The sequence below is a fragment of the Acidobacteriota bacterium genome (assembly GCA_018001935.1).
Classification (GTDB): domain Bacteria; phylum Acidobacteriota; class JAAYUB01; order JAAYUB01; family JAAYUB01; genus JAGNHB01.
In genome coordinates this window covers 1-23,539 of sequence record JAGNHB010000005.1, presented here as the reverse complement: position 1 = coordinate 23,539, position 23,539 = coordinate 1, and the positions used below count along the sequence as shown (strand labels likewise).

Genomic DNA, 23,539 nt, shown 5'->3' with positions numbered 1-23,539 from the left:
GTCCCGCCCGCGCGAACCGGCGGTTCTGTCGGGCCCGTAACCGTGGGGACGCCGGCCTCCGGCGATCCCGCGCCTGTCCGGATGGTAACACAGGAAGGCGTTTTTTTTCGTCTTCGAAAAAAAACCTTGACAACCCGATTTCTGCGTACTAGTGTACTAGTATGATAGTACAGATGACCCTCAACCACAAATCCCCCGTCCCCCTCTTCGAGCAGCTCAAGGAGCAGATCCGGCTCCGGGTCCTGGCCGGGAGCCTCGGCCCGGGTGACCCCGTCCCCTCCATCCGGCAGCTGGCGGTCCAGCTGACGGTGAACCCCAACACCATCGCGAAGGTGTACCGGGAGCTGGAACTGGAGGGCGTCCTGGAGAACCGCCCCGGCAAGGGGTGCTTCGTGACGTCCACCGGCCGGTCCGAGGACGACCTCCGTCGTGAGCGGGAGGAGCGCGTGCGCCGGGAGGTTCGGGAGGCGGTGGTCCGCTGGAGGGCCTTGGGCTTTGACCCGGGCGAGATCGCCCGTTTCATAGAGGAGACCAACCATGAGTGAAACCGCCATCCACCTTGAAAACGTCCGTGTCGGCTACGGCCGCCGCCGGGTCCTCGACGGTCTCGATCTGAGGGTCGAGCGGGGGACCGTCAACGGTCTTCTGGGACTCAACGGCTCCGGGAAGACCACCCTGATGCGCCTTCTGAACGGCCTGCTCCCCCCCTCCGGCGGCACGGTCCGCGTCCTGGGCCTGGACCCCTGGCGGCAACGGGTCGCGCTCCAGCGGCGGCTGGCTTTCATGCCCGAGCACCCCGCCCTCTACGACGACCTTGACGCCGGATCGTTCCTCCGTTTCTGCCGCCGCCTCCACCCCGCGTTCGACCTCGTCGGCGCGCGGGACCGGCTCGAAGCGCTGGGCGTGCCCCTGGGCACCCGGCTCGGCCGGCTCTCGCGCGGGCAGCGGGGGCTCGTCTCCCTGTCGGCCGCCCTGGCCCGCCGGGCCGAGGTCCTCCTCCTGGACGACCCCACCCTGGGCCTGGACCTCCCCGCCCGTCGCAACCTCTACCGGACCATCCTGGAAGACCTGGCGGAGCGTGACACGGCGGTCCTGTTCGCCACTCACCAACCGGCCGAGGTGGAAGGCATCCTGACGCACGTCGCCTTTCTTCGCGACGGCCGCATCGTGGCCGGCGGCCCCCTTGACGAGCTCAAGCGGGCCCGCGCCGGCGAAGCGACGGCCCCCGACCTCGAAGAACTGACCTTTCAGATCCTGGGAGGACAAGATGCTGCTTAAAGATCTCCGGCAGAACCTCTGGGCCGTGGGACTCGCCCTGTTGTTCCCCCTTTTCGCCTTCCTGGCGGGCTTCTTCCGGATCGGATGGGGAAGCGCGAGCCCGGCCTGGGTCTCGGAAGGGTTCTTCCTCGGCAATAGCGTGCTGGTGATCCCGCTGATCGCCTTCATGACGGGGAACGTCCTGTTCCGATCGGAGAACTGGGCCCTGATCCTGACCTTCCCGGTCCGGCGAAGCTCGGTGCTCCTCCGAAAGCACCTGTCCGGGCTGCTGCTGGTGGGGGCGGCCTGGGGGGCGTCCGCCCTGGCCGCGGCGGCCGGTTCTCACGACGCGGTGCCCCGGGGGATCCCGCCGGCAATCTACCTCTCCCTTCTCGCCGTGCTGTACCTTCTGGGCGTCTGGGTCGCCCTGGCGACGGACGCCTTTCCACGCGGCCTCATCCTGTTGGCGGCCCTTCTGGCGGTGGTCTCCCTGGCCGCCCATGCCCTGGGTTTCCGTGACCTCCTGGGATGGGCTTTCCTCCTGGTCGGCCCCGGAATCCTGGCGACCCTGGGGCTGTGGTTCCTCGTGGGCCTCGCCGCGGCCACCACCCTCCTGTTCGTCAATCACCGACTTTCTGCGCCCTTGCGCAACGCCCTGCTGGCATCGGGCCTCCTCCTCGCCGCCGGGATCGCGTCGGTCGCCGGCGCCACGATCATGGCCCACCGCGGCCTGCACGTCACGGACCTCGACCGGTTCACCGCCTACCGGGCCCGCCTGGCCGGACCGGGCCGCCTCCTGGTCGAAGGGGGAAACCGGATGTTCGCGGGGGATGCTTTCCGCTCCGGCCCACTGTTCCGTGAGGCGCCGGCGGTCCTTCTCGTGGGCGAAGACGGCGCCTACCGGCAGATCTTCAGCGGGGCCGCGACCGACGCGTTCGGAGCATCGGGGGATGGCCTGCGCCTGGCCCTGACCACCCACGACCCCCAGACCGGGGAGTGGCGGCTGTCGGTGTTCGCCCGGGAGGGGCGGGAACTCAAGCGCGTCCGGCTCGAGGGGCGGGCCGAGATCCGGTGGCGCCCCGGCACCCACGACCTCTGGGTCCTGGACAGCTGCTCCCTCTTCCGGGTGAACGCCGACGACGGGCGGCTCACCGTGATCCCGCTCCCGGCCGTGCCGGCCTGCGGCATTTGGCTGCACGCCTTCGGCCTGTTGCCGGAAGGGGTATGGTATTGCCGGATTTTTGGTGACGATGCCGTGGAGGTCTTCCGCATGGCGGGCATGGAGGGGCGATGGACGCGGGTCCTCACCGAAGGCGAACCCGGCGCCGGACCGTACGGGCAGCCCTTCGCCCAGGGCGAGGCGGTGACCCGGTGCGGGGCGGGGACCTTCCGCCTGTGGACGCGGGAATCCCTGCTGTTTGTGAACCTTTCCGGTCCGGCCGTCCAGGTTCGGCGCGAGCCCCTTGACCCCGCGCAACACGGTTTCCACCAAGGGATCGCCATCGCCTCGACCACCGGGGCGCTGGTATCTCTCCCCGGCCGGCGGTCCCTGGTTATGAAACCCTGGAACGGGGACGAACCGGTGTGGCGCATCGACCTCCCGTTTGACGTCCAGGATGCGTGCGCGTGGGGAGACCAGGCCCTGGTGTTCGGGTGGTCCCCCGTCGAAGCGGGCGACCGCCGCGGCCAGACGCTCCTGTTCCGGCTGGACCTGGGGAGCGGTCGACTGACGCGGATCAAGGCGGGAAACGGGGGCGTCATCCGAACGGATCTCCGCTGGGGGGGGATGCTCTGCGACGTCGACGGCCCCCGGGCCCTTTTCCAGGTTTTCGGTGCGCCGGAAACCCGGTGGGCGTGGTACCGCGCGGACCTGCAGGCCGGGACCGTCGAGCCGGCCCTGGCGAAAGAGGTCGGGAAGTAGTCCCTTTATCCGGTTCCGACGTTGCGAGGATTGGAGGCTTCGCGACGTTGCGCCAGGTCGAGACCGCCTGGTTCATTGTTTCCGGAGAGTCCGGATGATCCGGTTCATCCGTAGTACTCTACCGGTTTATCCGGGTTAGGCTCGGGGCCGCTCCGGCCCTGGTTCAGAACCCCGCCTCCGCCCGGATTTTCCCGATCTCCAGCGTCTGCAGGTAGTGGACCAGGTTGCCGTAACCCCGGTGAAAGCCGTACCCCCCCGCGGTCATCTCCCGGATGGCGTCTTCCCGGGACCAGCCCTGGACGACGACCCGGTAGACGGCGCACAGGGTGCCGGTCCGGTCGGCCCCGTGGGCGCAGTGGACGAAGAGGGGCCGTTTCGACGGGTCGGCGACCGCCCTCAGGAACGCGACGACCTCCCGGTCCCCCAGGAGAAGCGTTTCGGTGGGGATGTGGATGTAGCCCAAGCCGGTCGATCCGAGAAGGTCACGGTCGCTGTGGGCCCAGCGGAGGTTCACCACCGTCCGGATCCCCAGCGCCCGGAGCCGGGCGAACCCTTCCGCCGTGGGCTGGGCGCCGCGGTAGAGATCGGGGCTGACCTGGTGGAAGTTCCCCACGCCGGGGGTGGGCGGCATGGGGCGGGCCCAGCGGGCGTCCCGGACGGCGGCGTCCGGATGGTGAACCGCCGCCAGGAGGTCCGAGAGGTCCACCCCCCGGAGCGCCAGGCAGGCGTGGGCCTGGGCCGCCGCCGCCGCGAGGAGAACGGTCACCAGGCACAGGACCAACCCGGAAGGGGTGATCCGGAACTGCGCCGGCCGAGGGGTGTCGGGTTTTATCTCGTTTTTCATGGGAAGAGCCGCCTTCGGGTTTTCGGGTCTCGGGACATCGGCCTCACCAAGGCGTGAAAGGACTCAAGGACCAAAAGGACACAAAGGACATAAAGGACGGCCGGAACGGAAACCCCCTGCTTGTTTGGTCCCACGGTCCTTTTGGTCCTTTGGGTCGTTTTGGTCCTTTTGTCCTTCGGGCTAGCCCTTGCCGGGTGGCCGGCCCGATGTGGAAAGAAAAGGCCGCCCGGCAAAAACCGGACGGCCCGAAAGCGTTCTCCCGGGCGCCGCGGGACGCCCGGGAGGAAAACGGGACTAGATCACGCCCTGGTCCAGCATCGCGTCGGCGACCTTGACGAAGCCGGCGATGTTGGCGCCGTACATGTAGTTGCCGGGCTTGCCGTAGGTGGCGGCGGCGTCCAGGCAGGCCTTGTGGATGCTCTTCATGATCTGGTGCAGCCGGGCGTCCACTTCCTCGCGGGGCCAGCCCAGGCGCATGCTGTTCTGGGACATCTCGAGGCCGGAGGTGGACACGCCGCCGGCGTTGGCCGCCTTGCCGGGGCCGTAGAGGACGTTGTTCTCGATGAAGACGTCGATGCCGTCGGGGGTGGTGGGCATGTTGGCGCCCTCGGAGACGCAGTAGCAGCCGTTGTCCACCAGGCCCTTGGCGGTCTCGCCCGTGATCTCGTTCTGGGTGGCGCTCGGGAAGGCGGCGTCCACCTTGATCCCCTCGGAGGTGATCACTTCCCAGATGCTCTTGCCGGGGTAGAACTGGGCGCTCTTGTAGGTGTCGGCGTACTCCTTGGCCCGGCCGCGGCGCACGCTTTCCAGTTCCTGGATGTAGGCCAGCTTGCCGGCGTCGATGCCGTCCATGTCGACGATGGTGCCGCCGGAGTCGCAGATGGAGATGCACTTGCCGCCCAGCTGGGTGACCTTCTGGATGGTGTACTGGGCCACGTTCCCCTTGCCGCTGACGGCCACGGTCTTGCCTTCGAAGGTCTGGCCGCGGGTGGCCAGCATCTCGGCGGCGAAGTAGACGGCGCCGTAACCGGTGGCCTCCGGGCGGATCAGGGAGCCGCCCCACTTGATGCCCTTGCCGGTGAGCACGCCGGTGAAGACGTTGGTGATGCGGCGGTACTGGCCGAACATGAAGCCGATCTCGCGACCGCCCACGCCGATGTCGCCGGCCGGGACGTCCGTGTCGGCGCCGATGTGGCGGTACAGCTCGGTGATGAAGGATTGGCAGAAGCGCATCACTTCCATGTCCGACTTGCCCTTGGGGTCGAAGTCGGAGCCGCCCTTGCCGCCGCCCATGGGGAGCGTGGTGAGGCTGTTCTTGAAGATCTGCTCGAAGCCCAGGAACTTGAGGATGCCCAGGTTGACGCTGGGGTGGAAGCGCAGGCCGCCCTTGTAGGGGCCGATGGCGGAGTTGAACTCCACGCGGTAGCCCTTGTTGACCTGGATCTGGTTCCTGTCGTCCACCCAGGGCACGCGGAACAGGATCGTGCGCTCGGGTTCCACGATGCGTTCCAGGATCTTCCCTTCGCGGTAGCGGGCATTCTTCTCGATGACCGGCTCCAGGGTCATCACCACCTCCCGCACGGCCTGGTGGAACTCCGGCTCGTTCGGGTTCTTCGCGATCAGGTACGCCATGAAATCATCGACAAACTTGGACATCTCGCCACTCCTTATGGGAAATTTAACAAACTGTCAAAACCATCTCGAAGAATGATTTGCCGCATACGCGATCGTGGCGGCCAAGGACCTTTCCCGAAAACACACGGCAAAAATAGTATGAGAATGCGCGAAGGAAAGCAACGAAAATCTGCTTAAAAGGTACTGTAATCCGTGACGGTGCTCTTATCGCCGAAGACCGCGCCCCGGGACACGCTCACCCCCTCGCCGATGACGCAGTGCTTGCCGACGATGCAGTAGCGGAGGCTGGCCCCGGCCTTGACCCGGGTGCCCTGGAGGAGAACGGAATCGCGGATCATGACCCCGTCCTCGAGGCGGCAGTTGGGCCCGATGACGGAATTCTCGATGTCCACGCCAGGCTTGATCATGCAGGAGGGGTCGATGAGGGACGTGCCGTCGATCCGGGAGTTGGCGGGCGCGGTGACCGGTTGTTTCTCATAGAGCCCGAAGAATTTGGGCAGGGAAACCTTCCCCGCGATCACGTCGAGGTTGGCCTGGAGGTAGCCGGCGGGGTCCCCGATGTCGGTCCAGTAGTCGTTGGTGCAGAACGCGTGGATCGGGACGCCGGTCTCGATGAGCCGGGGGAAGAGGTCCCGCTCGAGGGTGTAGTGGGTGTCCGCGGGGATCCGGTCCAGGACCGCGGCGTTGAAGACGTAGATCCCGACGTTGACCTGGTCGCGGGGCAGCATGCGGTCCCGCGGTTTCTCCGTGAAGTCGGTCACCGTCCCCCGGGCGTCGAGGTTCACCACGCCGAAGTGGGAGGGGTTGGCCGCCCGGCCGGTGACCAGGGTCACTTGCGCGCGCTTGTGCTGATGCTCCTTGATGACCTTCCCGAGATCGATGGACGTCAGGATGTCGCCGTTCATCACGATGACCTTCTGTTCCAGCATGTCCGCGGCGTTCCGGAGGGCGCCGGCGGTGCCGAGCGGAACGGTTTCCACGGCGTAACGGATCACCATCCCGTAGTTGGCGCCGTCGCCGAGGATGTCCTTGATCCGCCGGGGAAGATAGCTCAGCGAGAGAACGACTTCCTTGACCCCCGCGCGCTTGAGGCTGTCCAACTGATAAAAGATGAAGGGGATGTTCCCGACGTGAACGACCGGTTTGGGCACGTTGGCCGTCAGCGGAAGCAGTTCGACTCCCTTGCTTCCAGCCAGGATCAGCGCCTTCATGGTTTTCCCTCCTCCCGGGCGGCGTCTCGGGGCGGGCCCTTGCTCGACCCGCGGGGGGCCGCGTCCGAATCGTGCATTATACCCGAATTCCCGGGAAAGCAGCCTTGAAAAATGGGGGGGGCGGGCCCGGGCTCCCCGGGCGGAGTGATCCCTGGCGTGTCGCCGCCCCTTCCCCCTTGACATCCCCCCGCCGGCTTGTCTATGGTGCACGGGGGACGCGCCCGGGAAACAGGCCCCCGCACGCGCCGGCGGCCGCGGGTGCGCCTTGGCCGCGTTCAACCCCGTCCGGGGGCGGCAAACCCCCGGCCAAGGCCCCCGGAGGACAACGTTTGAACCCTGGCCTGCACCTTGCCCACAAACCGGTCGGCCGCACCAGTTTTTCGTTGGTTCGGGCGTTCCAGGCCGAGGCCGCCGCCGCGGGCGGCCGGCCGCTGCGGGTCTGCCACGGGGGGACCCTGGACCCCTTCGCCGAGGGGCTGTTGCTCGTCCTTATCGGCCAGGCCACCCGCCTCATGGACCTGCATCACCCCATCCCCAAGCACTACGAGGCCGAGGTGGTCTGGGGTGAGGAGACGGACAACGGCGACCCCCTCGGGCGCGTCGTCGCCCGGGGCGACCCCGCGGCCCTGGGCCCGGCCGCGCTGGACCTCGCCCTTCAGGCCTTCATCGGCTGGCACGACCAGGTCCCGCCCGAGACCTGCGCCAAGAAAATCGGGGGCGAACCCGCTTACCGGAAGGTGCACCGGGGCGAAACCGTCGTCCTGCCCCCCTGCCGCGTCTACCTCCACGCGGCCCGCTGGCTCGGCCACGACCTGCCCCGCTCCAGCCGGCTGGAACTGGTCTGCCGCGGCGGGTTTTACGTCCGGGCCCTGGCCCGGGACCTCGGGCGCGCCCTCGGCTGCGGCGCCCACCTCCGCCGGCTCCGGCGCACCCGGATCGGCCCCTACGCCGACCCGGGCCCGGAAGGAGCGGCCCCGGTCAGCGGGGAGGGCCTCCTCCCCTGGTGCGCCTCCCGGGCCCTCGCCGACGACGAACTGGGCCACTTGCGCAGGGGCCGGGGCATTCCCCGGGGCCCCGTCGCCCCGCCGGCCTGGCGCCCGCCGCCGGGTTTCCCCGACCCCGCCGCCCCGGTCCGGGCCTTCCACCGAGGGCGCCTCGTCGCCCTCCTGCGCGAGGAAAACGACGACCTGCACCCAACCACCCTCCTGCCCGGCGGGCTGTGACGCCCGTACGCCGGGCGAGCCGTTCCGTACGCCGGGCGAGCCGTTCCGTACGCCGGGCGAGCCGTTCCGTACGCCGGGCGAGCCGAGCCCGGCGCTGACTCTCGCCGGGTAAGGTGGCACCACCCCTTTGGACGGAAAGGAGTTTGGTTGCAGTCGGAATCTGGAGTGGGGTAAGATGGAAGGGACCGATGAGATTTCTTCAGGATCAAACGGGTGAACAACCTGTGGTTCGGGCGGTGACGAGGAAACCGGAATGCGTGACTGGCAAGCGGGAAAAGAGGCGAGAATAGCGGAAAGCGAAGTCCGTGAACCGGGAACGCTCGAGAATCGGTTGGCGGCGAACCTGGAGCGGTCCCTGGAGATCCTGGAGGCCCTGCGGGAGATGAAGGCGGGTTTGTACCGCTCACTGCACCCGGAACTTTCAGACGAAGAAATCCGAGACCGGATCGCCTGGGAAGCAGTCCGGCGAAAGGAGGACCAGTGGAAGTCCACCCCGGCCTCGCCGACGGCCTGACCCGCCTGGCCGGCCTGCTCGAGAACCTGGGAATCCCCTTCTGCGTGGCGGGCGGTTGGGCGGTGGGGATGTGGGCAGCTCCCCGGGCCACCGAGGACATCGACCTGCTGGTCATCCTGGGGGCCGGCGACCGGGAGCGGGTCAGGGAAGCCCTTGAGAGGGAGATGCGCCTGGTGCAGAGCCACGATGCCCCTTTCTCCCTTGGCATCGTTTCGGTCTGGCGGAACGTTGTTTTCCTCGAGGGGGGGGCGGAGCCGGTCGTTCTCGACTTCATCCTGGCCGAACACCCGGTCCTGGCAGGAATGCTTGCCCGGCGGGTACGGATTCCCTTCCGAGGCATCCCGCTCCCCGTCATTTCCCTGGAGGACCTCATCCTGCTGAAAGTGCTCTCGTCGAGGCCCCAGGACCGCCTCGACGTGGAGGCGCTGGTCGCGGCGGGGCACCCGCTGGACCGGGGCTACCTGGCGTCCGCGGCACGGGGCCTGGGCGTGGCTCTGCCGGGACCGCTCGCCCCCTGAGGGACGACGGGCCTTCTGAAAGTACGCGCCGCCTGCCGGGCGGCGCACGGTCCCTCGAGGGATGCCCGTGGCGCCTTCCGGCAGAAGGCGCCTACGGTACGCGCCGCCTGCCGGGCGGCGCACGGGTTCATGCGGGCCGCCACGGGCGCCTCCCGGCAGGAGGCGCCTACAGGGCGCCTACCTTGTCTCCAGCCTCACCGCGCGGGCGTCGAGGAGGCGGCGGACGAAGACGGCGGTGCGCTCCTCGGCGGGTTCCACCTTGTCCGTGAAGCGCTCCCGGGCGTCGGCGGCGATGGCGCCCACGGTGGCTTTCCCGTCGCAGCGGGACCAGATGAAAGTCCCCACGTCATCCAGGCGGATCTTGAAGTTCGGGTGCTTCATGTGGGTGAGCAGGCTCCGGAAGGGCCAGCGGCGGAACTTGGGCACCAGCAGGACCGTCATCCCGTCCTCGGCGGTCTCGGTGGAGACCTGCGGCACGGGGACGAAGTCGAGGAAGTTGGCCTTGCGGTCGATGCGGGGTGTCAACAGGGGCCTCCAGGAGGGATTTCAACCACGAAATACACGAAAAACACGGACGGATAAGGAACCACGAACCACACGAACCACACGAACGAGGAAGAAAGAAGACCGGTGATGGCGTTCGGCCTTCTCAGAGCAATCGGAGGCGCATCATCTCCGTGCCTTGGTGAAAGGAAGTCCGGATGGTTCTCTCACGGAGGCACAGAGGCACGGAGAGGCGAGGCCGGAAAAAAGTGTCCTCAACCGGGGACTCTTCCCGTCCCGCACCCGGCCGGTGGTTCAAACGGTCGGCTCCCGATGGCTGATGCGGTTGGGCAAAGATCTTGAACCGAAGGGATAAATCCCCGCCGAGATTCCGACTGCGGCCCCGATCCCGATTCCGATTCCGATTCGGGCCCCGATTCTGTTGCCGCCCGGCTCGAACCTCCGGACCTAACAGCCTTCAGCCTACAGCCTAAACCCCTTTCCTAGAACTCCGCGTTCTGGGGGGTCCTCGGGAACGGGATCACGTCGCGGATGTTCTTCATCCCCGTCACGAACATCATGGCGCGCTCGAAGCCGAGGCCGAAGCCGGCGTGGGGCGTCCCGCCGAACTTGCGCAGCTCCAGGTACCACCAGTAGTTGCGCTCGTCGAGCCCCGACTCCCGGATGCGCTCCAGCAGCACGTCGTGGCGCTCCTCGCGCTGGGAGCCGCCGATAATCTCGCCGATGCGGGGCACCAGGATGTCCATGGCCCGGACGGTCTTCCCGTCCTCGTTGCAGCGCATGTAGAACGCCTTGATCTCCTTGGGGTAGTCCGTGACGATCACCGGCTTCTTGAAGTGGGTCTCGGCCAGGTAGCGCTCGTGCTCGGTCTGGATGTCCATCCCCCAGCGGGGCGGGAACTCGAAGGTCTGGCCCGAGGTTTCCAGGATCCTCACCGCCTCGGTGTAGGTGACCCGCTCGAAGGGCGTGTCGGCTACCTTCCGCAGGGCCTCCACCAGGCCCTTCTCCACCCACTGGTCGAAGAAGGCCAGGTCCTCGGCGCAGTTCTCCAGCACGTAGGACGTGAGGTAGCGGAGGAAGTCCTCGGCCAGTCTCGCGTCGCCCTCCAGGTCGCAGAAGGCCGCCTCGGGCTCGATCATCCAGAACTCGGCCAGGTGCCGGGGCGTGTTGGAGTTCTCGGCGCGGAAGGTGGGGCCGAAGGTGTAGACGTTGGAAAGGGCCAGGGCGAAGATCTCCGCCTCCAGCTGGCCGCTGACGGTCAGGTACGCCGGCTTGCCGAAGAAGTCCTTCCGGAAGTCCACGGCCCCGGTCTCGGTGCGGGGCAGGTTCTGGAGGTCCAGGGTGGTCACGCCGAACATGCAGCCGGCGCCCTCGCAGTCCGAGGCCGTAATGACGGGCGTATGCACCCAGAGGAAGCCCCGCTCCTGGAAAAAGCGGTGGACGGCGTAGGCCAGGGCGTTGCGGACGCGGAACACGGCGCCGAAGGTGTTGGACCGGGGGCGCAGGTGGGCGATCTCCCGCAGGTACTCCAGGGAGTGCCGTTTCTTGGACAGCGGGAAGGCGGCCGGGTCGGCGGGGCCGACGATCTCCACGGACGCGGCCTTGAGTTCCACGGCCTGGCCGGAGGCGGGGGAGGGGACCAGCGTCCCGCGCACCGTCACCGCCGCGCCGGTGGTCATGCGGGCGACCGTCTCGGCGTCGATGACCCCTTCCTCGAGCACGGCCTGCAGGTTGCGCTGGCAGGAGCCGTCGTTGATCTCGGCGAAGGAGACGCGCGCCGAGTCGCGGCGGGTCCGCACCCAGCCCGACACGCTCACCTCGCCGCCGGGCGCCGTCGCCAGGGCGTGCTTCACCAGGGTCCGCTCGAGTCCGTCCGTCATGGTTCCCTCCGGGGCCTGCCGCGTACTTCGGGCCCGATTCCGTGGGCCCCGCGGCGGAAGTCGCCCATGATAGCAACGTTTCCCGCGGGCGGTCAAGGGCCAGCATGAGGAGTTCAGGCAGTAGGCGCTTTAGCGGTTGCGTTCTTACCAACATGTTGTCGTTTCTGGTTGCCTGCCGAGGCCACTTTTCCGGGCAAAGTCCCGGAAAAAGCCCGGGCGCTTCGAAGTAAGATTATTGGTAAATGAGCAAGATTTGAGATCGTCGGTGGGCTCCCACCGCTTTCAGAGCGGGGAAACCCGATGCGGGGACGGAGGAGGGAATCCCGGCCGCGTCGTCCGGCATGCCCCGGGGCTAAAATGCCCCACTGGTGCTGATCCGGTTCCGGAATCGACGTATCCGGTCTCTCGCAAGGACGTCCGGACGCAAAGCCTCGCAAAGGAATCCCCCTTTTCCGCTTCCGGCTTTGCGAGGCTTTGCGTCTTTGCGCCTTTGCGAGAGGTAAAGACCGCCTGATTTTTCTTCCTCGCGCGCGGCTCCGGCTTGTTTCGGTTTGAGTGGACGACAACCCCGCTGCCCGCACAGAGAACGATTTATTGACAAAACCAGATTAATCGGAGAAAATGTTTTTGACTGATAAATTCTGGATTATATGGAGAAAGAGATGATCCAGACAAAAATCGGCCGCAGGGGCCAGCTCACGATCCCGAAAGAAATCCGTTTGCGCGTGCACCTGGACGAGGGAGATGCTGTCGCGTTCATCGTGGAGGGCGATCAACTGCGGTTGCACCCGATTCGAAAAACGCTGCTGGACCTTCGTGGAAGCATCACGGTTTCCGGCGAGCAGGATTTCGACGCCATCCAGGCGGAAGCGACCCGATCGCGTGCCGAAAAGAGAGGTCGTGATGCACGGTGAGAAGGTTTTTGCCGACACGAACCTTTTCCTTCGGTTCCTGACAAACGATGTCCCGGAGAAGGCCGAAGCGGTGGAGTCATTGTTCCGGAATGCCGGGAGAGGGCATCCGGAGTTGGTCACCACCCCCTTGGTCATCGTGGAAATTGTCCGGGCTCTGGAGAGCCACTACCATTGTACGAGGCCCGACATCGCCGGAAAAGTCCTCGCCATCCTGAACACGCCGGGGCTGGAGGTGGAGAATTCGGATCTCCTGATCCGGGCGGCGGTCTGGTATTCTGAGAAGAACATCGATTTCATAGATGCTTACAACGCTGCCTGGATGATAAAAAACGGGATTGCCGAGGTGCGAACCTTTGACCTCCGGCATTTCAAGCGGATCGAAGGCATCGACCCGAAGGAGCCCTGACGTGAAGGTCGTTTCCCTCGATTCCGGCAGCCGAATTACCGTGGAGCGGCACGAGGACCCCGGTGGATACGCCTCCTTCGCGGTGGAGGCGCAGGTGGACATCGGGCACGGGCAGTTCCGGGCGTGGAACGCGGATGTCCACTTTCTCAATCTCGAAGCGTTCGCGGCCGAACTGGACCGCTTCGTCCTCGACCGAAGCCTCGCACCGCGCCTGGAGGGGACCTACGACACCTTCCTGGCTTTATCCGCCTCCGGCAACGCGGTCTTCCTCGCCTTCCAGGTGGGCGACGCCTTCTGCGGGCGGAAGACCGTGGACTTCCGTCTCTCGGGCGCCTTCGAGATCGACCCGGGGACGCTGACGGCGCTGGCGGAGGAATTCCGCGTCTGCCCTAAAGCCCGGAACTCCCGGTAAAGTCACCCCGGCAAAAGCCCCCCCAGAGCAGGAAGCTGTCGGACTTGTCAGACTTGTCAGACCTGTCAGACTTGTCAGACCCGGCTACTTCTTTTTCGTTTTCTTCTTGGAACCCTTGGCGGGCGTCTTCGGGGCCTTTTTCTTCGAGGCCTTGGGCGCGGCGACGGTGAGCTTCTCACCCGCCAGCCACTTGCGGACGAGCACGGTGTCGGAGAAGCGGTGGGAGGAGCGGGGAGCGTTCAGGAGCGCGCAGGCCACGGCGCGCCCGTTCACCCGGAACACCGTCACCAGGCAGTATCCCGCCTCGATGATGTAGCCCGTCTTGCTCAGCTCGATGCCGTACTTCCCCCCGTGAACCAGCCGGTCCGAATTCCGGAAGGTCCGGGCCCGGCCGCCGGTCTGCGATTCGAAGACACCGCCTTCGGCCGTGGACCACTCCCGGATCCGCTCGTAGGCGTAAGCGGAGGTCAGCATCCGGGCCAGGTCGGCCGCCGTGGAAACGTTCCCCGCGTACAGGCCGGTCGGGTCCTCGAAGTGGGTGTGGATCAGCCCCAGCGACCCCGCCTTGTCGTTCATGGCGGCCACGAAGGCGTTGACCCCGCCGGGCCAGGCGCGGGCCACCGCGTGGGCGGCGCGGTTCTCCGACGACATCAGGGCCAACTGCACCAGCTGCTCCCGGGTGAGGCACCACCCCACGGGCAGGTGGGACCGCGAGTGGCGGAGCGTGTCCACGTCGTCCGCCGTGATGGTGATGGGCTCGCCGGGGGGGAACTTCGCGTCCAGGACCACCATGGCGGTCATCAGCTTGGTGATGGAGGCGATGGAGGAGAGCTTGCCGGCGTTCTTCTGGTACAGCACGCCGCCGGTTTCGAGGTCCACGACGCAGGCGCACTCGGAACGCAGCCGGAGGAGCGAGGGGTCGCACCGGCCGGGGAACGGGTCCGGGGACGGCCGGGCGGGCGTGACCTGGTTTCCGGTGGCGCGGTAGGTCAGGACGGGCCCGGTGTCCCGGGCCGCGGGCCGGACGCCGCCCTGGGCCTTGGGGTCGGTCCCGCAGGCCAGGGTGCCGGCGCCGAGCAAAAAGACGGTCCCCGCCGCCAGGAAGCGCCGAAACGCGCGCGGGCGGCCGAAGGCCCTGCCCTGCTCTTCGCACGGAAACGGATCGCTCGGAACGGTTGGTCTTTTCGATGTCATCCGGCTCCCCCGCAAACGTGCCTTTATAACAAATGCCCCGGCATCCTTCAACCCTTAAGCGCTCCCCGGTGGTATGATGGGTTAAACGACCGACAAGGAGGTCACCGACCATGGATCCTCAACTGAAAGCGCGCTTCACCGAGCGGTGGGAACGCTACTTCCCCGGTGCGGAACTGCCGCTGGCTTACGCGTACGCCGAGGACCCGGGGGACGCCGAGCCGTCGCCGGTCTCCGACGAGTTCCGCTGCATGGTGGCGGCGCTCAACCCGGTGCGGGCCGGTCACTCCCGCTGTTTCGACCTGGACCGCATCGCCTGCCCGGGCGGCAGACGCTACACGGGCTTTTCCCAGTCCCTCATGCCGGGGATCGAGCACTTCCTGTCCTGCGGGATCCCGGGCCGGCTCGAGGGTGAGCGCTACAAGAAGTCCCCGGAACTGGCGGCGGAATTCCTCAAAACGGGCCCGGCCCTTCAGGCGCCGGCCCGCTGGCTGGTCTTCAAGCGCTGGGACCACCTGGGGGAATGCGACGCGCCGGCGGCGGTCCTCTTCTTCGCCCCCCCGGATGTCCTCGCGGGGCTCTTCACCCTGGCCAACTACGACGAGCCGGGGCTCGACGCCGTCCGCGCGCCCTTCTGCGCCGGGTGCGGCAGCCTGGTCCTCTACCCGTGGCTGGAGAACCTCTCGGAACACCCCCGGTGCATCCTGGGGATGTTCGACCCCTCCGCCCGGCCGTGCATGCCGGCGGGCGTCCTGAGTTTCGCGGCGCCCTGGCGGAAGTTCGTGCGAATGGTCGAGAACATGGAGGAGAGCTTCCTGGTCACGCCCACGTGGGAGGTGATCCGGAAGCGAGTCCGGAAAGAGGGAAAGGCGGTCCTGCCGGAGAGCGGGGAATCACGCTGATTCCGGCAGGCCCCGGCTCAGTCCTCCAGGAAGGCGTAGTGCCGCTTCCGGGGTTGGTCGGGCGGGTTCGAGCCGGGGACGGGGGACGAGACGTTGTCGTAGTACCAGTCCCGCCGGTCCTGGAAGCTGCCGTAGAAGTCACCGGGGAAGACCATGACGTCGTCCATCCCCGTGTAGAGGTGGTACATCCCCATCATGGGCCCCGAAACCATGAAGTAGTCGAAGAAGCCGTCGCACCGCGGGCCGCGCGCGATGTCCCACCGGTTCGCGGACCGGTAGTAGCGGGGCCGGTATCCCCGGTAGTAGTAACCCGGGTAGGGGTTGAAGCCGCGGCTGAAGAAGATCGCGTCGGTGCCGGCGTTGTCGCTCTTCTCCAGGAAGGCGTAATCGTGGCGGAGCGGCGTGCTCTCCCCGTCCTCGTTGGTGATCTCGAAGTGGTTCCCCAGCAGCACGATGCCCGAGGGCAACGAGAGGCGGACCGGCCCGGACTGGGCGTCTTCGGGCACCGTCACCACGATCATGTTGTCCTGCCAGAGGCGGACGTCCGCCAGCGCCCCGGCGAAGTCTACTCTCCCCGGGGGCGCCGCCTGGCTGGTGTTGGACGACCACACGGTGTTCGTGTCGCCGTTGATGAAGCCGTGCCCCTTCAGGATCACCGAGGTCCCCGGGGGGCCGGAGTCGGGGAAAACGCCGTCGATGGCCACGGGGGCCTTCACGGCGAGGCAGAATGCGCTGATGGCCGTCAGGAGCAGGATGCCGAGCATGGTTCTTTTCATGGTTGTCATCTCCTCGAACAAACGTCTTCACTCCTTCGATGGGTCGAATCCGAAAAACGTTCACCGGTGGATGCGCGTTGACCGGTGCGCGGGTTCCACCCTCATTATACCCCAAGCCGGATCATCCGGAATTGACAACCACGAACCACACGAACCACACGAAAACAATCCGGACGCACACGGACGATCGTTTTCGAAACGACAGCCCTTTCTGGAAGCGGATCAGTGAAGTCAACCACCCTCGCCGGCAGGAAAGGGTTACCTTCCTGCCGACGAACCATAAAACGCAGGATCCTTTGCGAGGCTTGGCGCCTTCGCGCCTTCGCGAGAGGCTCAACGCCGCCCGACAGTCGGTTCCGGGCGCAGGATCTCCCAGCACTGGTGGACCTGGGGGTCCCGGGCGAAGTCCTCGGGCAGGGTCTCCCGGGTGATGTCCCGCGGCGCCAGGTCCGCCAGGGCCTCGGCGTCCAGGCGGAAGCGGCGGTTGTGGGTGGAGAAGAACAGCGTGCCGCCGGGCGCCAGCAGCCGGGCCGCCTTCCGGACCAGCCCGGCATGGTCCCGCTGGATGTCCAGGGTCCCCGCCATGCGTTTGGAGTTGGAGAAGGTGGGCACGTCCATCAGGATGAGGTCGAAGGACTGGGTGCACCGGGACAGGAACTCGCCGCACTCCGAGCGGACCAGCCGGTGGAGCGCCTCGGAGAACCCGTTGAGGGCCAGGTTTTTTCGCGCCCAGCCGAGGTAGGTGGCCGACAGGTCGATGCTGGTGGTGTTGCGAGCCCCGCCCGCTGCGGCGTGCACCGTGGCCGTAGCCGTGTAGCAGAAGAGATTGAGAAAGCGTTTCCCCCGGGCCATCTCGCGGATCCTCAAGCGAAGGGGGCGGTGGTCCAGGAACAGGCCCGTGTCCACGTAGTCGGAGAGGTTGACCAGGAAGCGGCTGCCGCCCTCCGCCACCTCCAGGAGCCGGCCTTCCGACGCCTGCTTGGGGTACTGGTCGAACGGTTTCTGCCGGCGGCGCTCCTTGACGTAGATGCGCTCGGGGGGGACGCCCAGGACGCGCACCATCTCCCACAGGGCCTCGTCCAAGCGCCGGCGGGCGGCCTCGGGGTCCACGGTGGCGGGCGGGGCGTACTCCTGGACGTGGAGGTAGTCCCCGTAGCGGTCGAGGGCGAAGGCGTACTCCTTCATGTCGGCGTCGTAGAGACGGTAGCAGGTGACCCCGTGACGGTGGGCCCACTTCCCGATCTTCTTGAGGTTCTTGACCAGGCGGTTGGCGAACATCTCCGCCCCGGGGCCGGCGGGCGAGGGCGCGGCCTGCGGTGGGCGAGCACTGACGGACGGGTCATGGCCGGAAGGCTCGGCCGGCCCGCCGGGGGCTTCGGGAATGTCGGACTTGTCGGACCTGTCAGACTTGTCCGACTTGTCCGACTTGTCCGACTTGTCTGACTTGTCTGACCCGTCGGGCGCGGGCGTCGCTTCCTCGGGGGCCGGGGCAATCTCCGCCGGCGGGCCCGCCACGAACCACTCCGGCTCCACGTCGAAGAGCAGGAGCTTGCACGGGATCGGGCCGTTGAACAGGGCGTAGACCTTCTTCGCCCGCAGGCCCATGGTCTTGCCCAGGTCGGGGTTCCCCGTGAGCAGGGCGGCCTTCCAGCCGGTGAAGTGCTCCTTGAGTTTGTCGCCGAAGTGGCGGTAGAGGTGCGCCAGGGCCTCCGCGTCCCCCAGGCGCTCGCCGTAGGGCGGGTTTGTCACCAGCAACCCCGGCACGGCGCCGGCGTGGACGGGACGGGACAGCCTCGACAGTTCCCGGACGGAAACGGACACCTTGTCGAACCCGGCGCGCCGGAGGTTCTCCCTCGCGGCGCTGACCATCCGCGGATCGGCGTCGTAGCCGCGCAGGTCGGGGAGCCCGCGGGCCATCCCCTTCTCCCGCCGTTCACGGGCCTCGGCCAGGAGGTTCCGCCACAGCAGGGCCGGGTTGGGACGCCACTTGTCGAAGCCGAAGTGGCGGCGGATCAGCCCGGGAGCGGTGTCCGTAGCCATCAGGGCCGCCTCCGCCAGGAAGGTCCCCGAACCGCAGAGAGGGTCCACCAGGGAGCCGCCCCGGGCAGCGATCTCCGTCCAGCCCGCCCGGATCAGGACCGCCGCCGCCAGGTTCTCCTTCAGCGGCGCCTCTCCCCCCTCCCCGCGGTAACCGCGGCGGTGGAGGCTGTCGCCGGAGAGGTCGATGCCCACCGTCACCTCGCCCTGGTGGAGCCGGACGTTGACGCGAACCGAGGGGCGATCCAGGTCCACCGAGGGCCGGATGCCCGTCTCGTCGCGGATGCGGTCCACCACGGCGTCCTTCACTTTCTGGGCGCCGAAGAGGCTGTTGGAGATGTTCTCGGACGTGCCCCCGAAATCCACCCGCAGGGTGCCCTGCGGCGGGAGGTGCTCCCGCCAGGGGATGCCCCGGACGCCGTCGTAGAGCTCGGCGGCGTCGGCAACAGGGAAGCTCGCCAGGGTCAGGATGACCCGCGAGGCGGTGCGGGACCAGAGGCAGGCCCGGTAGGCGCTCTCCAACGCCCCTTCGAAGCGGGCGCCCGCCAGGGTCTCGCGGACGCCCCCGGCGCCGAGCGCGGTCAACTCTGCGGCCAGGAGCGGCTCGAGCCCTTTCGGGCAGGTGGCGAAGAAGGTGTGCGTGGTGTCCATGGGGCCTCGGGAAAGGTGGATAGGCTGAAGGGGTTCAGGCTGAAGGCCATCCACCCGCCCACCCCATTTCAACACAAACGCAGGGTGGAAAGAAACGAAATTTCTCGAACCCGGCTTCATCCGGACCCGTCGGACTCGTCGGACCCGTCGGACCGGTCAGATGAACCCGTGACTCCGCACCCGGTGCTTTCACCATCCCCGACCTCCGACGGCCTTTACGCCCTTCCCGTCGTTACCGCCTCCCTACTGACTCCTTTCCTTTCGTGTCTTTCGTGTGGTTCGTGGTTCAAAATATCTTGTCTCTTCGTTGTTTCCGCCGCTACAATGCGCCGTTCGAGGTGAACGTGAAGGTCCTGCTGATCAAGCCGTGCTCCGATTTCCCCACCCGGATCCCCCCGCTGGGGCTGGGTTACCTGGCCGCCGCCCTGCGCGCCGCGGGCCACGAGCCCCGGGTGCTGGACGGCCCGCGTCAGGGGTTGGACCGGAAGGCCGTGGCGGAAATTCTGGCGACCTGGAAGCCGGATGTCGCGGGTTTCCAGACCTTCACCGCGGACCTGCCGGTGATCCGCGACCTGTGCGCGGACGCCCGCCGGGCCCTCCCCGGCGTCGTCCTCGTCCTGGGCGGGCCCCACCCCAGCTGCCTGCCGGAGCACTGCTTCCGCTACATCCCCGAAATCGACTATGTCTTCCTGGGCGAGGCGGAGCGCAGCCTCGTCCGGCTGGCCGACGGCCTCGCAGCGGGCGATCTCGACCCGGCGGCCGTCCCGGGCCTGGCCTGGCGGGAGGGCGGCGCCGTCCGGACGAACCCGCCCGCCTGGGAGAAGGACCTGGACGCCCTGGGCCTCCCCGCCTGGGACCTCATCCCGCCGGACCGAAAGAACCTCTCGCCCCACGGCGCCTTCGTCCGCCGCCTCCCGGTGGCCCCCCTCGTCACCACCCGCGGGTGCCCTTTCCCCTGCACCTTCTGCGCGGCGCGGAAGATCAGCGGCAAGCCCGTGCGGAAGCGGTCGGTGGAGGGCATCCTCGGGGAGATCCGCCACCTGAAGGAAGCGTACGGGGTGCGGGAGATCCACGTGGAGGACGACAACTTCACCTTCCACCGGGACTTCGCCGAGGCTTTCTGCCAGGGGCTGCTGGACGCGCGCCTGGACGTCGCCTGGTGCTGCCCCAACGGCATCCGCCTGGACACCCTGGACGAGGACCTGGTTCGGCTCATGCGGCGCTCGGGCTGCTACTCCGTGGCCGTGGGGATCGAGTCGGGCGCCGACCGGGTGCTTCGCCTCATCCGCAAGCAGCTGGACACCCGGGAGATCCGGGAGCGGCTGCAGCTGCTGCACCGCGCCGGGATCAAGACCACCGGTTTCTTCATCATCGGGCTCCCCGGCGAAACCGAGGCCGAGATCCGGGAAACGGTCCGCTTCGCCCGCTCCCTCCCCCTGAACCGGGCCCAGTTCAGCACTTACCTCCCGCTCCCCGGCACGGACGACTTCGACGCCTGGATCGCCGGCCGGGACCTCGACACCGTGGACTGGACGCAGTTCTACACCACCGAGGTGGTCTACGCCCCCGAGGGGATCACCCTGGCGCGCATGCGAAAGCTCCAGTCGAAGGCCTTTCTTTCCTTCTACCTGCGGCCGCGGATCCTGTGGGGGATCCTCCGGGAGGTCCGCAGCCCCCGCCACTTCCGCCACCTCCTCGGCCGCGCCGCCGCCGTCTTCCGCAAGGGGTGACCCCCGGCGGTGCGGTCTGGCGGTGTGCTACGTGGGAAGGCGCTGCGTCTCGTCCGAAAGAACCGAAAAAATTCAGATTCCTTCGCGAGGCTTTGCGTCTTCGCGCCTTTGCGTGAAGCCGTCCACTCCGATCCGTGATGGGGTTCGTCCGTGGAACGGGACGGTCACAGGTACAGGTCCCGCTCCCCGCCGCGGATGCGCGCCATGTGCTCGCGGACCCGGGTGCGCATGACTTCGGGCAGCTCGTCGGTCTTCCGTTCGATCAGGGGCCAGACCACCCGGGCCGTCTCGTTGGAGGCGTAGTCCAGGAGGTACTCCACGGTGGTCAGGATGGCGTTGGGGTCGCAGAAGCGGTGGATCTCGCCCGGCTTGGCGAATTCCATGAAATGCTCGCCGGTGCGCCCCAGGCGGTAGCAGGCGGTGCAGAAGCTGGGCAGGTAGCCGTCGGCGGCGATGTCGCGGATGACGTGGTCCAGCGGGCGGCAGTCGCCGATGTGGAACTGCTCCTCCGCGGGCCGCCCGGACTCGGCGCCCCGGTAGGCGCCCGGGAAGGTCCGGGACCCGGCGCTGATCTGGGAGACGCCCAGGGCGATCACTTCCCGGCGGAGCGCCGCCGACTCGCGGGTGGAGAGGATGATGCCCGTCCAGGGCACCGCCAGGCGAAGGACCGCCACGATCTTCTTGAACTCGCTGTCCACCACGGCGAAGGGCGGGTGGTTGGCGGCGGGCGCGTTGAGGGCGGGCTCCAGCCGCGGCACCGAGATGGTGTGGCACCCCACCCCGAAGGTCTCCTCCAGGTGCGCCACGTGCTGCAGCAGGGCCAGCACCTCGAAGCGCGGGTCGTAGAGGCCGAAGAGGACCCCCATCCCCACGTCGTCGATGCCGCCCTCGAAGGCGCGGTCCATGGTGTGGAGTCGCCAGCCGTAGTCCGCCTTGGGGCCGGACGGGTGCATCCGGCGGTAGGTCTCCAGGTGGTAGGTCTCCTGGAAGGCCTGGAAGGTCCCGATGCGAGCCTCGCGCAGGCGGCGGAAACCCTCCGCGTCCAGGGGGGCCATGTTCACGTTGATGCGGCGGATCTCGCCGTTGCCCTCCCGGACGGCGTAGAGGTCCCCGATGATCTCGCAGACCGCCTCCACCGCCTCCGGGCCGCCGTACTCGCCGCAGACGAGGAGGAGGCGCTTCTGCCCCTGGCGGACCAGCATCAGCGCCTCCTCCGCGGCCTCCTCCCGGGTGAGGGTGTGGCGGACCAGCGCGGTGTTGTCACGCCGGAACCCGCAGTAGAGGCAGTTGTTGACGCAGCGGTTGCTGAGGTAGAGGGGCGCGAAGACCACGAGGCGCTTGCCGTAGATCCGCTCCTTGATCTCCCGCGCCGCGGTGAACATCTCCGCCATCCGTTCCGGGTCGGTGCAGCGGAGCAAGGCGGCCGCCTGTTCCAGCGAGAGCCCGCCGGCCTCCCGGGCCAGGGCGATGATGTCCCGGACCCGTTCCGTTTCCACCGCGGGGGCGGTCAGGACCTCGTTGATCTTCTCCTCGTCGATGAAAAACACGGCACATCTCCTCGTTTCTTCAGCGTTCGTCCGCGTCGTCCCGACGCGGACCGTTCCCGGCCCCCCGGAAAGTCCGTCGAACCCCACACACTCCCAGTATACACCCCCGCGCCGGAAAACGGGCGATCGGATGCACCCTCCGGGCCACCGGGATCAAAGTCGCCCCCGCCCCGCGGAGTGCAGCGCGAAGGCCGCCGGAGCGCCGGCATCGTCCTGTGTGTGGCACGAAGGCCGCCGGAGCATCGGCATCGTCCTGTGTGTGTCGCGAAGGCCGCCGGAGCGCTGATTACCCGGGTTGGCCACCCCTTTCGGGCGCGCTTCTCGTGCGGAATATCCGTCGCCTCCTCATGCCGAACCGCGCCGCTCCGCGGACTCCGCGGCGCGGTCAAAGCGGCGCTCCGGCAGCCTCCGCGCCGCACTCCACAGAATCCGTCCCCCGCCCTTCCCACCCTTCTCACCTTTCTTACCCTTCCCACCCCTCCCAGACTTCCAACCCTCCCCTCCCGAAACCCGACACCCGACACCCCGCCCCACCCTTCTCACCCTTCCCACCCCTCCCAGACTTCCAACCCCGCCCTCCCGAAAACCCACACCCCCCCCCCCCCCCCGCACCTTTTCCAAGGGAAAAATTTGGCTTAATTCACCCCGCCCCGATTCGGCCATTAGCCCCCGGAACCCCCGGGGTCACCCCCCAAATCATTCTTTCAATATCAAATACCTTTCCAATTGGTGAAATAACTGAAGCCACCTGTAGTTATAGTTCAAACATGGTGACTGTTAGAGGGAACGCTTACGATCCTGATGAACAAGATAAACAAATATATATCTATGTTGACGAAAACGGCACACGTCATTATAGTCAAACAGATGCAAATGGAGATTTTGAGATTTCGTATACACCGATAAATTTGAGCGAGAAAAATATATCTCTGTATGGCGAAGATACATTGAATAGCCAATATCACTTATTGGATTCACAGAACGGAATTATTTGCCAAGATAATTCATTGCTTGGCACATTATCAGTTCAAAAAAATGACTATACGCCCAACTCAAACATAGTATTAGCCGGCACTTCAAATCTCGAACTTGGAAGATTTGATCTGACAGCGACTGGTGAAGACATGATTGTTCAACAACTTGGGATAAATATCGGTGATGACAATTTGGATAAACAAGCGATAGAAAATGTTTATATTAATTACGAAGGTAATAATATAGCTGCTAATGCTTTCTATCCAGATAATTCTGCCGACAATGAAGCATTTTTTGGTTATTTGGCAATAACTGTTCCAAAAGACAATACAGTTACTTTTAAAATAATGGCTGATTTGAGATCAATGGACAGTAACGGTCTATATAGTGGTAAAAATATAAACGTCGGAGTCAACGATGATATTTATCTACAATTTACCGGACAGACTTCCAGTGCAATCGGCACCGTGTTCGCCAACCATGTGGATGGC

General features: G+C 66.6%; 21 protein-coding genes. 12 read left to right on the top strand and 9 right to left on the bottom strand.

Features of this window, described 5'->3' with window-relative positions; genetic code table 11:
• The first annotated feature begins 173 nt into the window (after window positions 1-173).
• The 3 genes from KA419_03265 to KA419_03255 are packed head-to-tail and all read left to right on the top strand — an operon-like array spanning window position 174 to window position 3,178.
• Window positions 174-545, top strand: coding sequence for a GntR family transcriptional regulator (locus KA419_03265; GenBank protein MBP7864945.1), 372 nt, complete (start codon window positions 174-176; stop codon window positions 543-545).
• Complete coding sequence (locus KA419_03260) at window positions 538-1,278, top strand: ABC transporter ATP-binding protein (GenBank protein MBP7864944.1); 741 nt, start codon at window positions 538-540, stop codon at window positions 1,276-1,278. Before KA419_03265 ends, KA419_03260 begins: the two co-directional genes overlap by 8 nt.
• Entirely contained in the window at window positions 1,268-3,178 is a 1,911-nt protein-coding gene (locus tag KA419_03255) for a hypothetical protein (protein ID MBP7864943.1), read from the top strand. Before KA419_03260 ends, KA419_03255 begins: the two co-directional genes overlap by 11 nt.
• Before the next feature lie 163 nt (window positions 3,179-3,341).
• Here the strand turns inward: KA419_03255 and KA419_03250 are convergent, their stop codons facing one another.
• The 3 genes from KA419_03250 to KA419_03240 all read right to left on the bottom strand — a co-directional run bounded on the left by KA419_03250 (window position 3,342) and on the right by KA419_03240 (window position 6,868).
• A complete protein-coding gene (locus tag KA419_03250) occupies window positions 3,342-4,022 on the bottom strand; it encodes a tyrosine-protein phosphatase (GenBank protein ID MBP7864942.1) in 681 nt (226 codons plus the stop codon).
• Between the two features lie 294 nt (window positions 4,023-4,316).
• The gene (gene gdhA, locus KA419_03245) at window positions 4,317-5,678 is read right to left on the bottom strand and encodes an NADP-specific glutamate dehydrogenase (protein MBP7864941.1); all 1,362 of its coding nucleotides are present in this window, start codon (window positions 5,676-5,678) and stop codon (window positions 4,317-4,319) included.
• A gap of 152 nt (window positions 5,679-5,830) precedes the next feature.
• The gene (locus KA419_03240) at window positions 5,831-6,868 is read right to left on the bottom strand and encodes an NDP-sugar synthase (GenBank protein MBP7864940.1); all 1,038 of its coding nucleotides are present in this window, start codon (window positions 6,866-6,868) and stop codon (window positions 5,831-5,833) included.
• A gap of 329 nt (window positions 6,869-7,197) precedes the next feature.
• On the opposite strand from KA419_03240, the gene truB reads away from it, so the two are divergent.
• The 3 genes from truB (at window position 7,198) to KA419_03225 (ending at window position 9,123) form a co-directional block, all read left to right on the top strand.
• Entirely contained in the window at window positions 7,198-8,091 is an 894-nt protein-coding gene (gene truB / locus KA419_03235; protein ID MBP7864939.1) for a tRNA pseudouridine(55) synthase TruB, read from the top strand.
• A 253-nt stretch (window positions 8,092-8,344) separates the two neighbouring features.
• Entirely contained in the window at window positions 8,345-8,605 is a 261-nt protein-coding gene (locus KA419_03230; protein ID MBP7864938.1) for a hypothetical protein, read from the top strand.
• Window positions 8,572-9,123 carry a nucleotidyl transferase AbiEii/AbiGii toxin family protein gene (locus KA419_03225; protein ID MBP7864937.1) on the top strand — a complete coding sequence of 184 codons (552 nt, stop codon included), beginning with the start codon at window positions 8,572-8,574 and terminating at the stop codon, window positions 9,121-9,123. Before KA419_03230 ends, KA419_03225 begins: the two co-directional genes overlap by 34 nt.
• Window positions 9,124-9,300: 177 nt before the next feature.
• Here KA419_03225 and KA419_03220 read toward each other — a convergent pair whose 3' ends face one another.
• A complete protein-coding gene (locus KA419_03220; protein MBP7864936.1) occupies window positions 9,301-9,648 on the bottom strand; it encodes a PqqD family protein in 348 nt (115 codons plus the stop codon).
• Window positions 9,649-10,109: 461 nt separating this feature from the next.
• Window positions 10,110-11,507 (bottom strand): asparagine--tRNA ligase, encoded by a 1,398-nt coding sequence (asnS, locus tag KA419_03215; GenBank protein ID MBP7864935.1) that lies wholly within the window; start codon window positions 11,505-11,507, stop codon window positions 10,110-10,112.
• Between the two features lie 662 nt (window positions 11,508-12,169).
• On the opposite strand from asnS, the gene KA419_03210 reads away from it, so the two are divergent.
• From KA419_03210 to KA419_03200, 3 genes are read left to right on the top strand one after another with little or no spacing between them, the layout of a single operon-like run.
• Complete coding sequence (locus tag KA419_03210) at window positions 12,170-12,421, top strand: AbrB/MazE/SpoVT family DNA-binding domain-containing protein (protein ID MBP7864934.1); 252 nt, start codon at window positions 12,170-12,172, stop codon at window positions 12,419-12,421.
• On the top strand, window positions 12,411-12,827 hold the full coding sequence (locus KA419_03205) for a PIN domain-containing protein (protein MBP7864933.1): 417 nt from the start codon (window positions 12,411-12,413) through the stop codon (window positions 12,825-12,827). The genes KA419_03210 and KA419_03205 overlap by 11 nt, the downstream gene beginning before the upstream one ends.
• A 1-nt stretch (window position 12,828) precedes the next feature.
• Complete coding sequence (locus KA419_03200) at window positions 12,829-13,239, top strand: hypothetical protein (protein ID MBP7864932.1); 411 nt, start codon at window positions 12,829-12,831, stop codon at window positions 13,237-13,239.
• Window positions 13,240-13,323: 84 nt separating this feature from the next.
• On the opposite strand, the gene KA419_03195 is transcribed toward KA419_03200, so the two are convergent.
• Entirely contained in the window at window positions 13,324-14,433 is a 1,110-nt protein-coding gene (locus KA419_03195; protein MBP7864931.1) for a serine hydrolase, read from the bottom strand.
• 110 nt (window positions 14,434-14,543) lie between these two features.
• Between KA419_03195 and KA419_03190 the strand changes: the two genes are divergently transcribed.
• Window positions 14,544-15,332, top strand: a complete 789-nt coding sequence (locus KA419_03190; GenBank protein ID MBP7864930.1) for a DUF169 domain-containing protein — start codon at window positions 14,544-14,546, stop codon at window positions 15,330-15,332.
• 17 nt (window positions 15,333-15,349) lie between these two features.
• Here the strand turns inward: KA419_03190 and KA419_03185 are convergent, their stop codons facing one another.
• Both KA419_03185 and rlmKL read right to left on the bottom strand, forming a co-directional pair.
• Entirely contained in the window at window positions 15,350-16,108 is a 759-nt protein-coding gene (locus KA419_03185) for an IPT/TIG domain-containing protein (protein ID MBP7864929.1), read from the bottom strand.
• 333 nt (window positions 16,109-16,441) lie between these two features.
• Window positions 16,442-18,796 (bottom strand): bifunctional 23S rRNA (guanine(2069)-N(7))-methyltransferase RlmK/23S rRNA (guanine(2445)-N(2))-methyltransferase RlmL, encoded by a 2,355-nt coding sequence (gene rlmKL, locus KA419_03180; protein MBP7864928.1) that lies wholly within the window; start codon window positions 18,794-18,796, stop codon window positions 16,442-16,444.
• Between the two features lie 344 nt (window positions 18,797-19,140).
• On the opposite strand from rlmKL, the gene KA419_03175 reads away from it, so the two are divergent.
• Window positions 19,141-20,526, top strand: a complete 1,386-nt coding sequence (locus tag KA419_03175) for a radical SAM protein (GenBank protein MBP7864927.1) — start codon at window positions 19,141-19,143, stop codon at window positions 20,524-20,526.
• Window positions 20,527-20,690: 164 nt separating this feature from the next.
• On the opposite strand, the gene hydG is transcribed toward KA419_03175, so the two are convergent.
• On the bottom strand, window positions 20,691-22,073 hold the full coding sequence (hydG, locus tag KA419_03170; GenBank protein ID MBP7864926.1) for a [FeFe] hydrogenase H-cluster radical SAM maturase HydG: 1,383 nt from the start codon (window positions 22,071-22,073) through the stop codon (window positions 20,691-20,693).
• Between the two features lie 767 nt (window positions 22,074-22,840).
• Here hydG and KA419_03165 point away from each other — a divergent pair.
• On the top strand, window positions 22,841-23,539 hold a 699-nt coding region (locus KA419_03165), incomplete at its 3' end, for a hypothetical protein (protein MBP7864925.1).

Bases quoted from the DNA above. Each gene is read 5' to 3' on its own strand.
- KA419_03265 (MBP7864945.1), top strand. From the start codon at position 174: ATGACCCTCAACCACAAATCCCCCGTCCCCCTCTTCGAGCAGCTCAAG.
- KA419_03260 (MBP7864944.1), top strand. From the start codon at position 538: ATGAGTGAAACCGCCATCCACCTTGAAAACGTCCGTGTCGGCTACGGC.
- KA419_03255 (MBP7864943.1), top strand. From the start codon at position 1,268: ATGCTGCTTAAAGATCTCCGGCAGAACCTCTGGGCCGTGGGACTCGCC.
- KA419_03250 (MBP7864942.1), bottom strand. From the start codon at position 4,022: ATGAAAAACGAGATAAAACCCGACACCCCTCGGCCGGCGCAGTTCCGG.
- gdhA (MBP7864941.1), bottom strand. From the start codon at position 5,678: ATGTCCAAGTTTGTCGATGATTTCATGGCGTACCTGATCGCGAAGAAC.
- KA419_03240 (MBP7864940.1), bottom strand. From the start codon at position 6,868: ATGAAGGCGCTGATCCTGGCTGGAAGCAAGGGAGTCGAACTGCTTCCG.
- KA419_03230 (MBP7864938.1), top strand. From the start codon at position 8,345: ATGCGTGACTGGCAAGCGGGAAAAGAGGCGAGAATAGCGGAAAGCGAA.
- asnS (MBP7864935.1), bottom strand. From the start codon at position 11,507: ATGACGGACGGACTCGAGCGGACCCTGGTGAAGCACGCCCTGGCGACG.
- KA419_03210 (MBP7864934.1), top strand. From the start codon at position 12,170: ATGATCCAGACAAAAATCGGCCGCAGGGGCCAGCTCACGATCCCGAAA.
- KA419_03205 (MBP7864933.1), top strand. From the start codon at position 12,411: ATGCACGGTGAGAAGGTTTTTGCCGACACGAACCTTTTCCTTCGGTTC.
- KA419_03195 (MBP7864931.1), bottom strand. From the start codon at position 14,433: ATGACATCGAAAAGACCAACCGTTCCGAGCGATCCGTTTCCGTGCGAA.
- KA419_03190 (MBP7864930.1), top strand. From the start codon at position 14,544: ATGGATCCTCAACTGAAAGCGCGCTTCACCGAGCGGTGGGAACGCTAC.
- KA419_03185 (MBP7864929.1), bottom strand. From the start codon at position 16,108: ATGAAAAGAACCATGCTCGGCATCCTGCTCCTGACGGCCATCAGCGCA.
- rlmKL (MBP7864928.1), bottom strand. From the start codon at position 18,796: ATGGACACCACGCACACCTTCTTCGCCACCTGCCCGAAAGGGCTCGAG.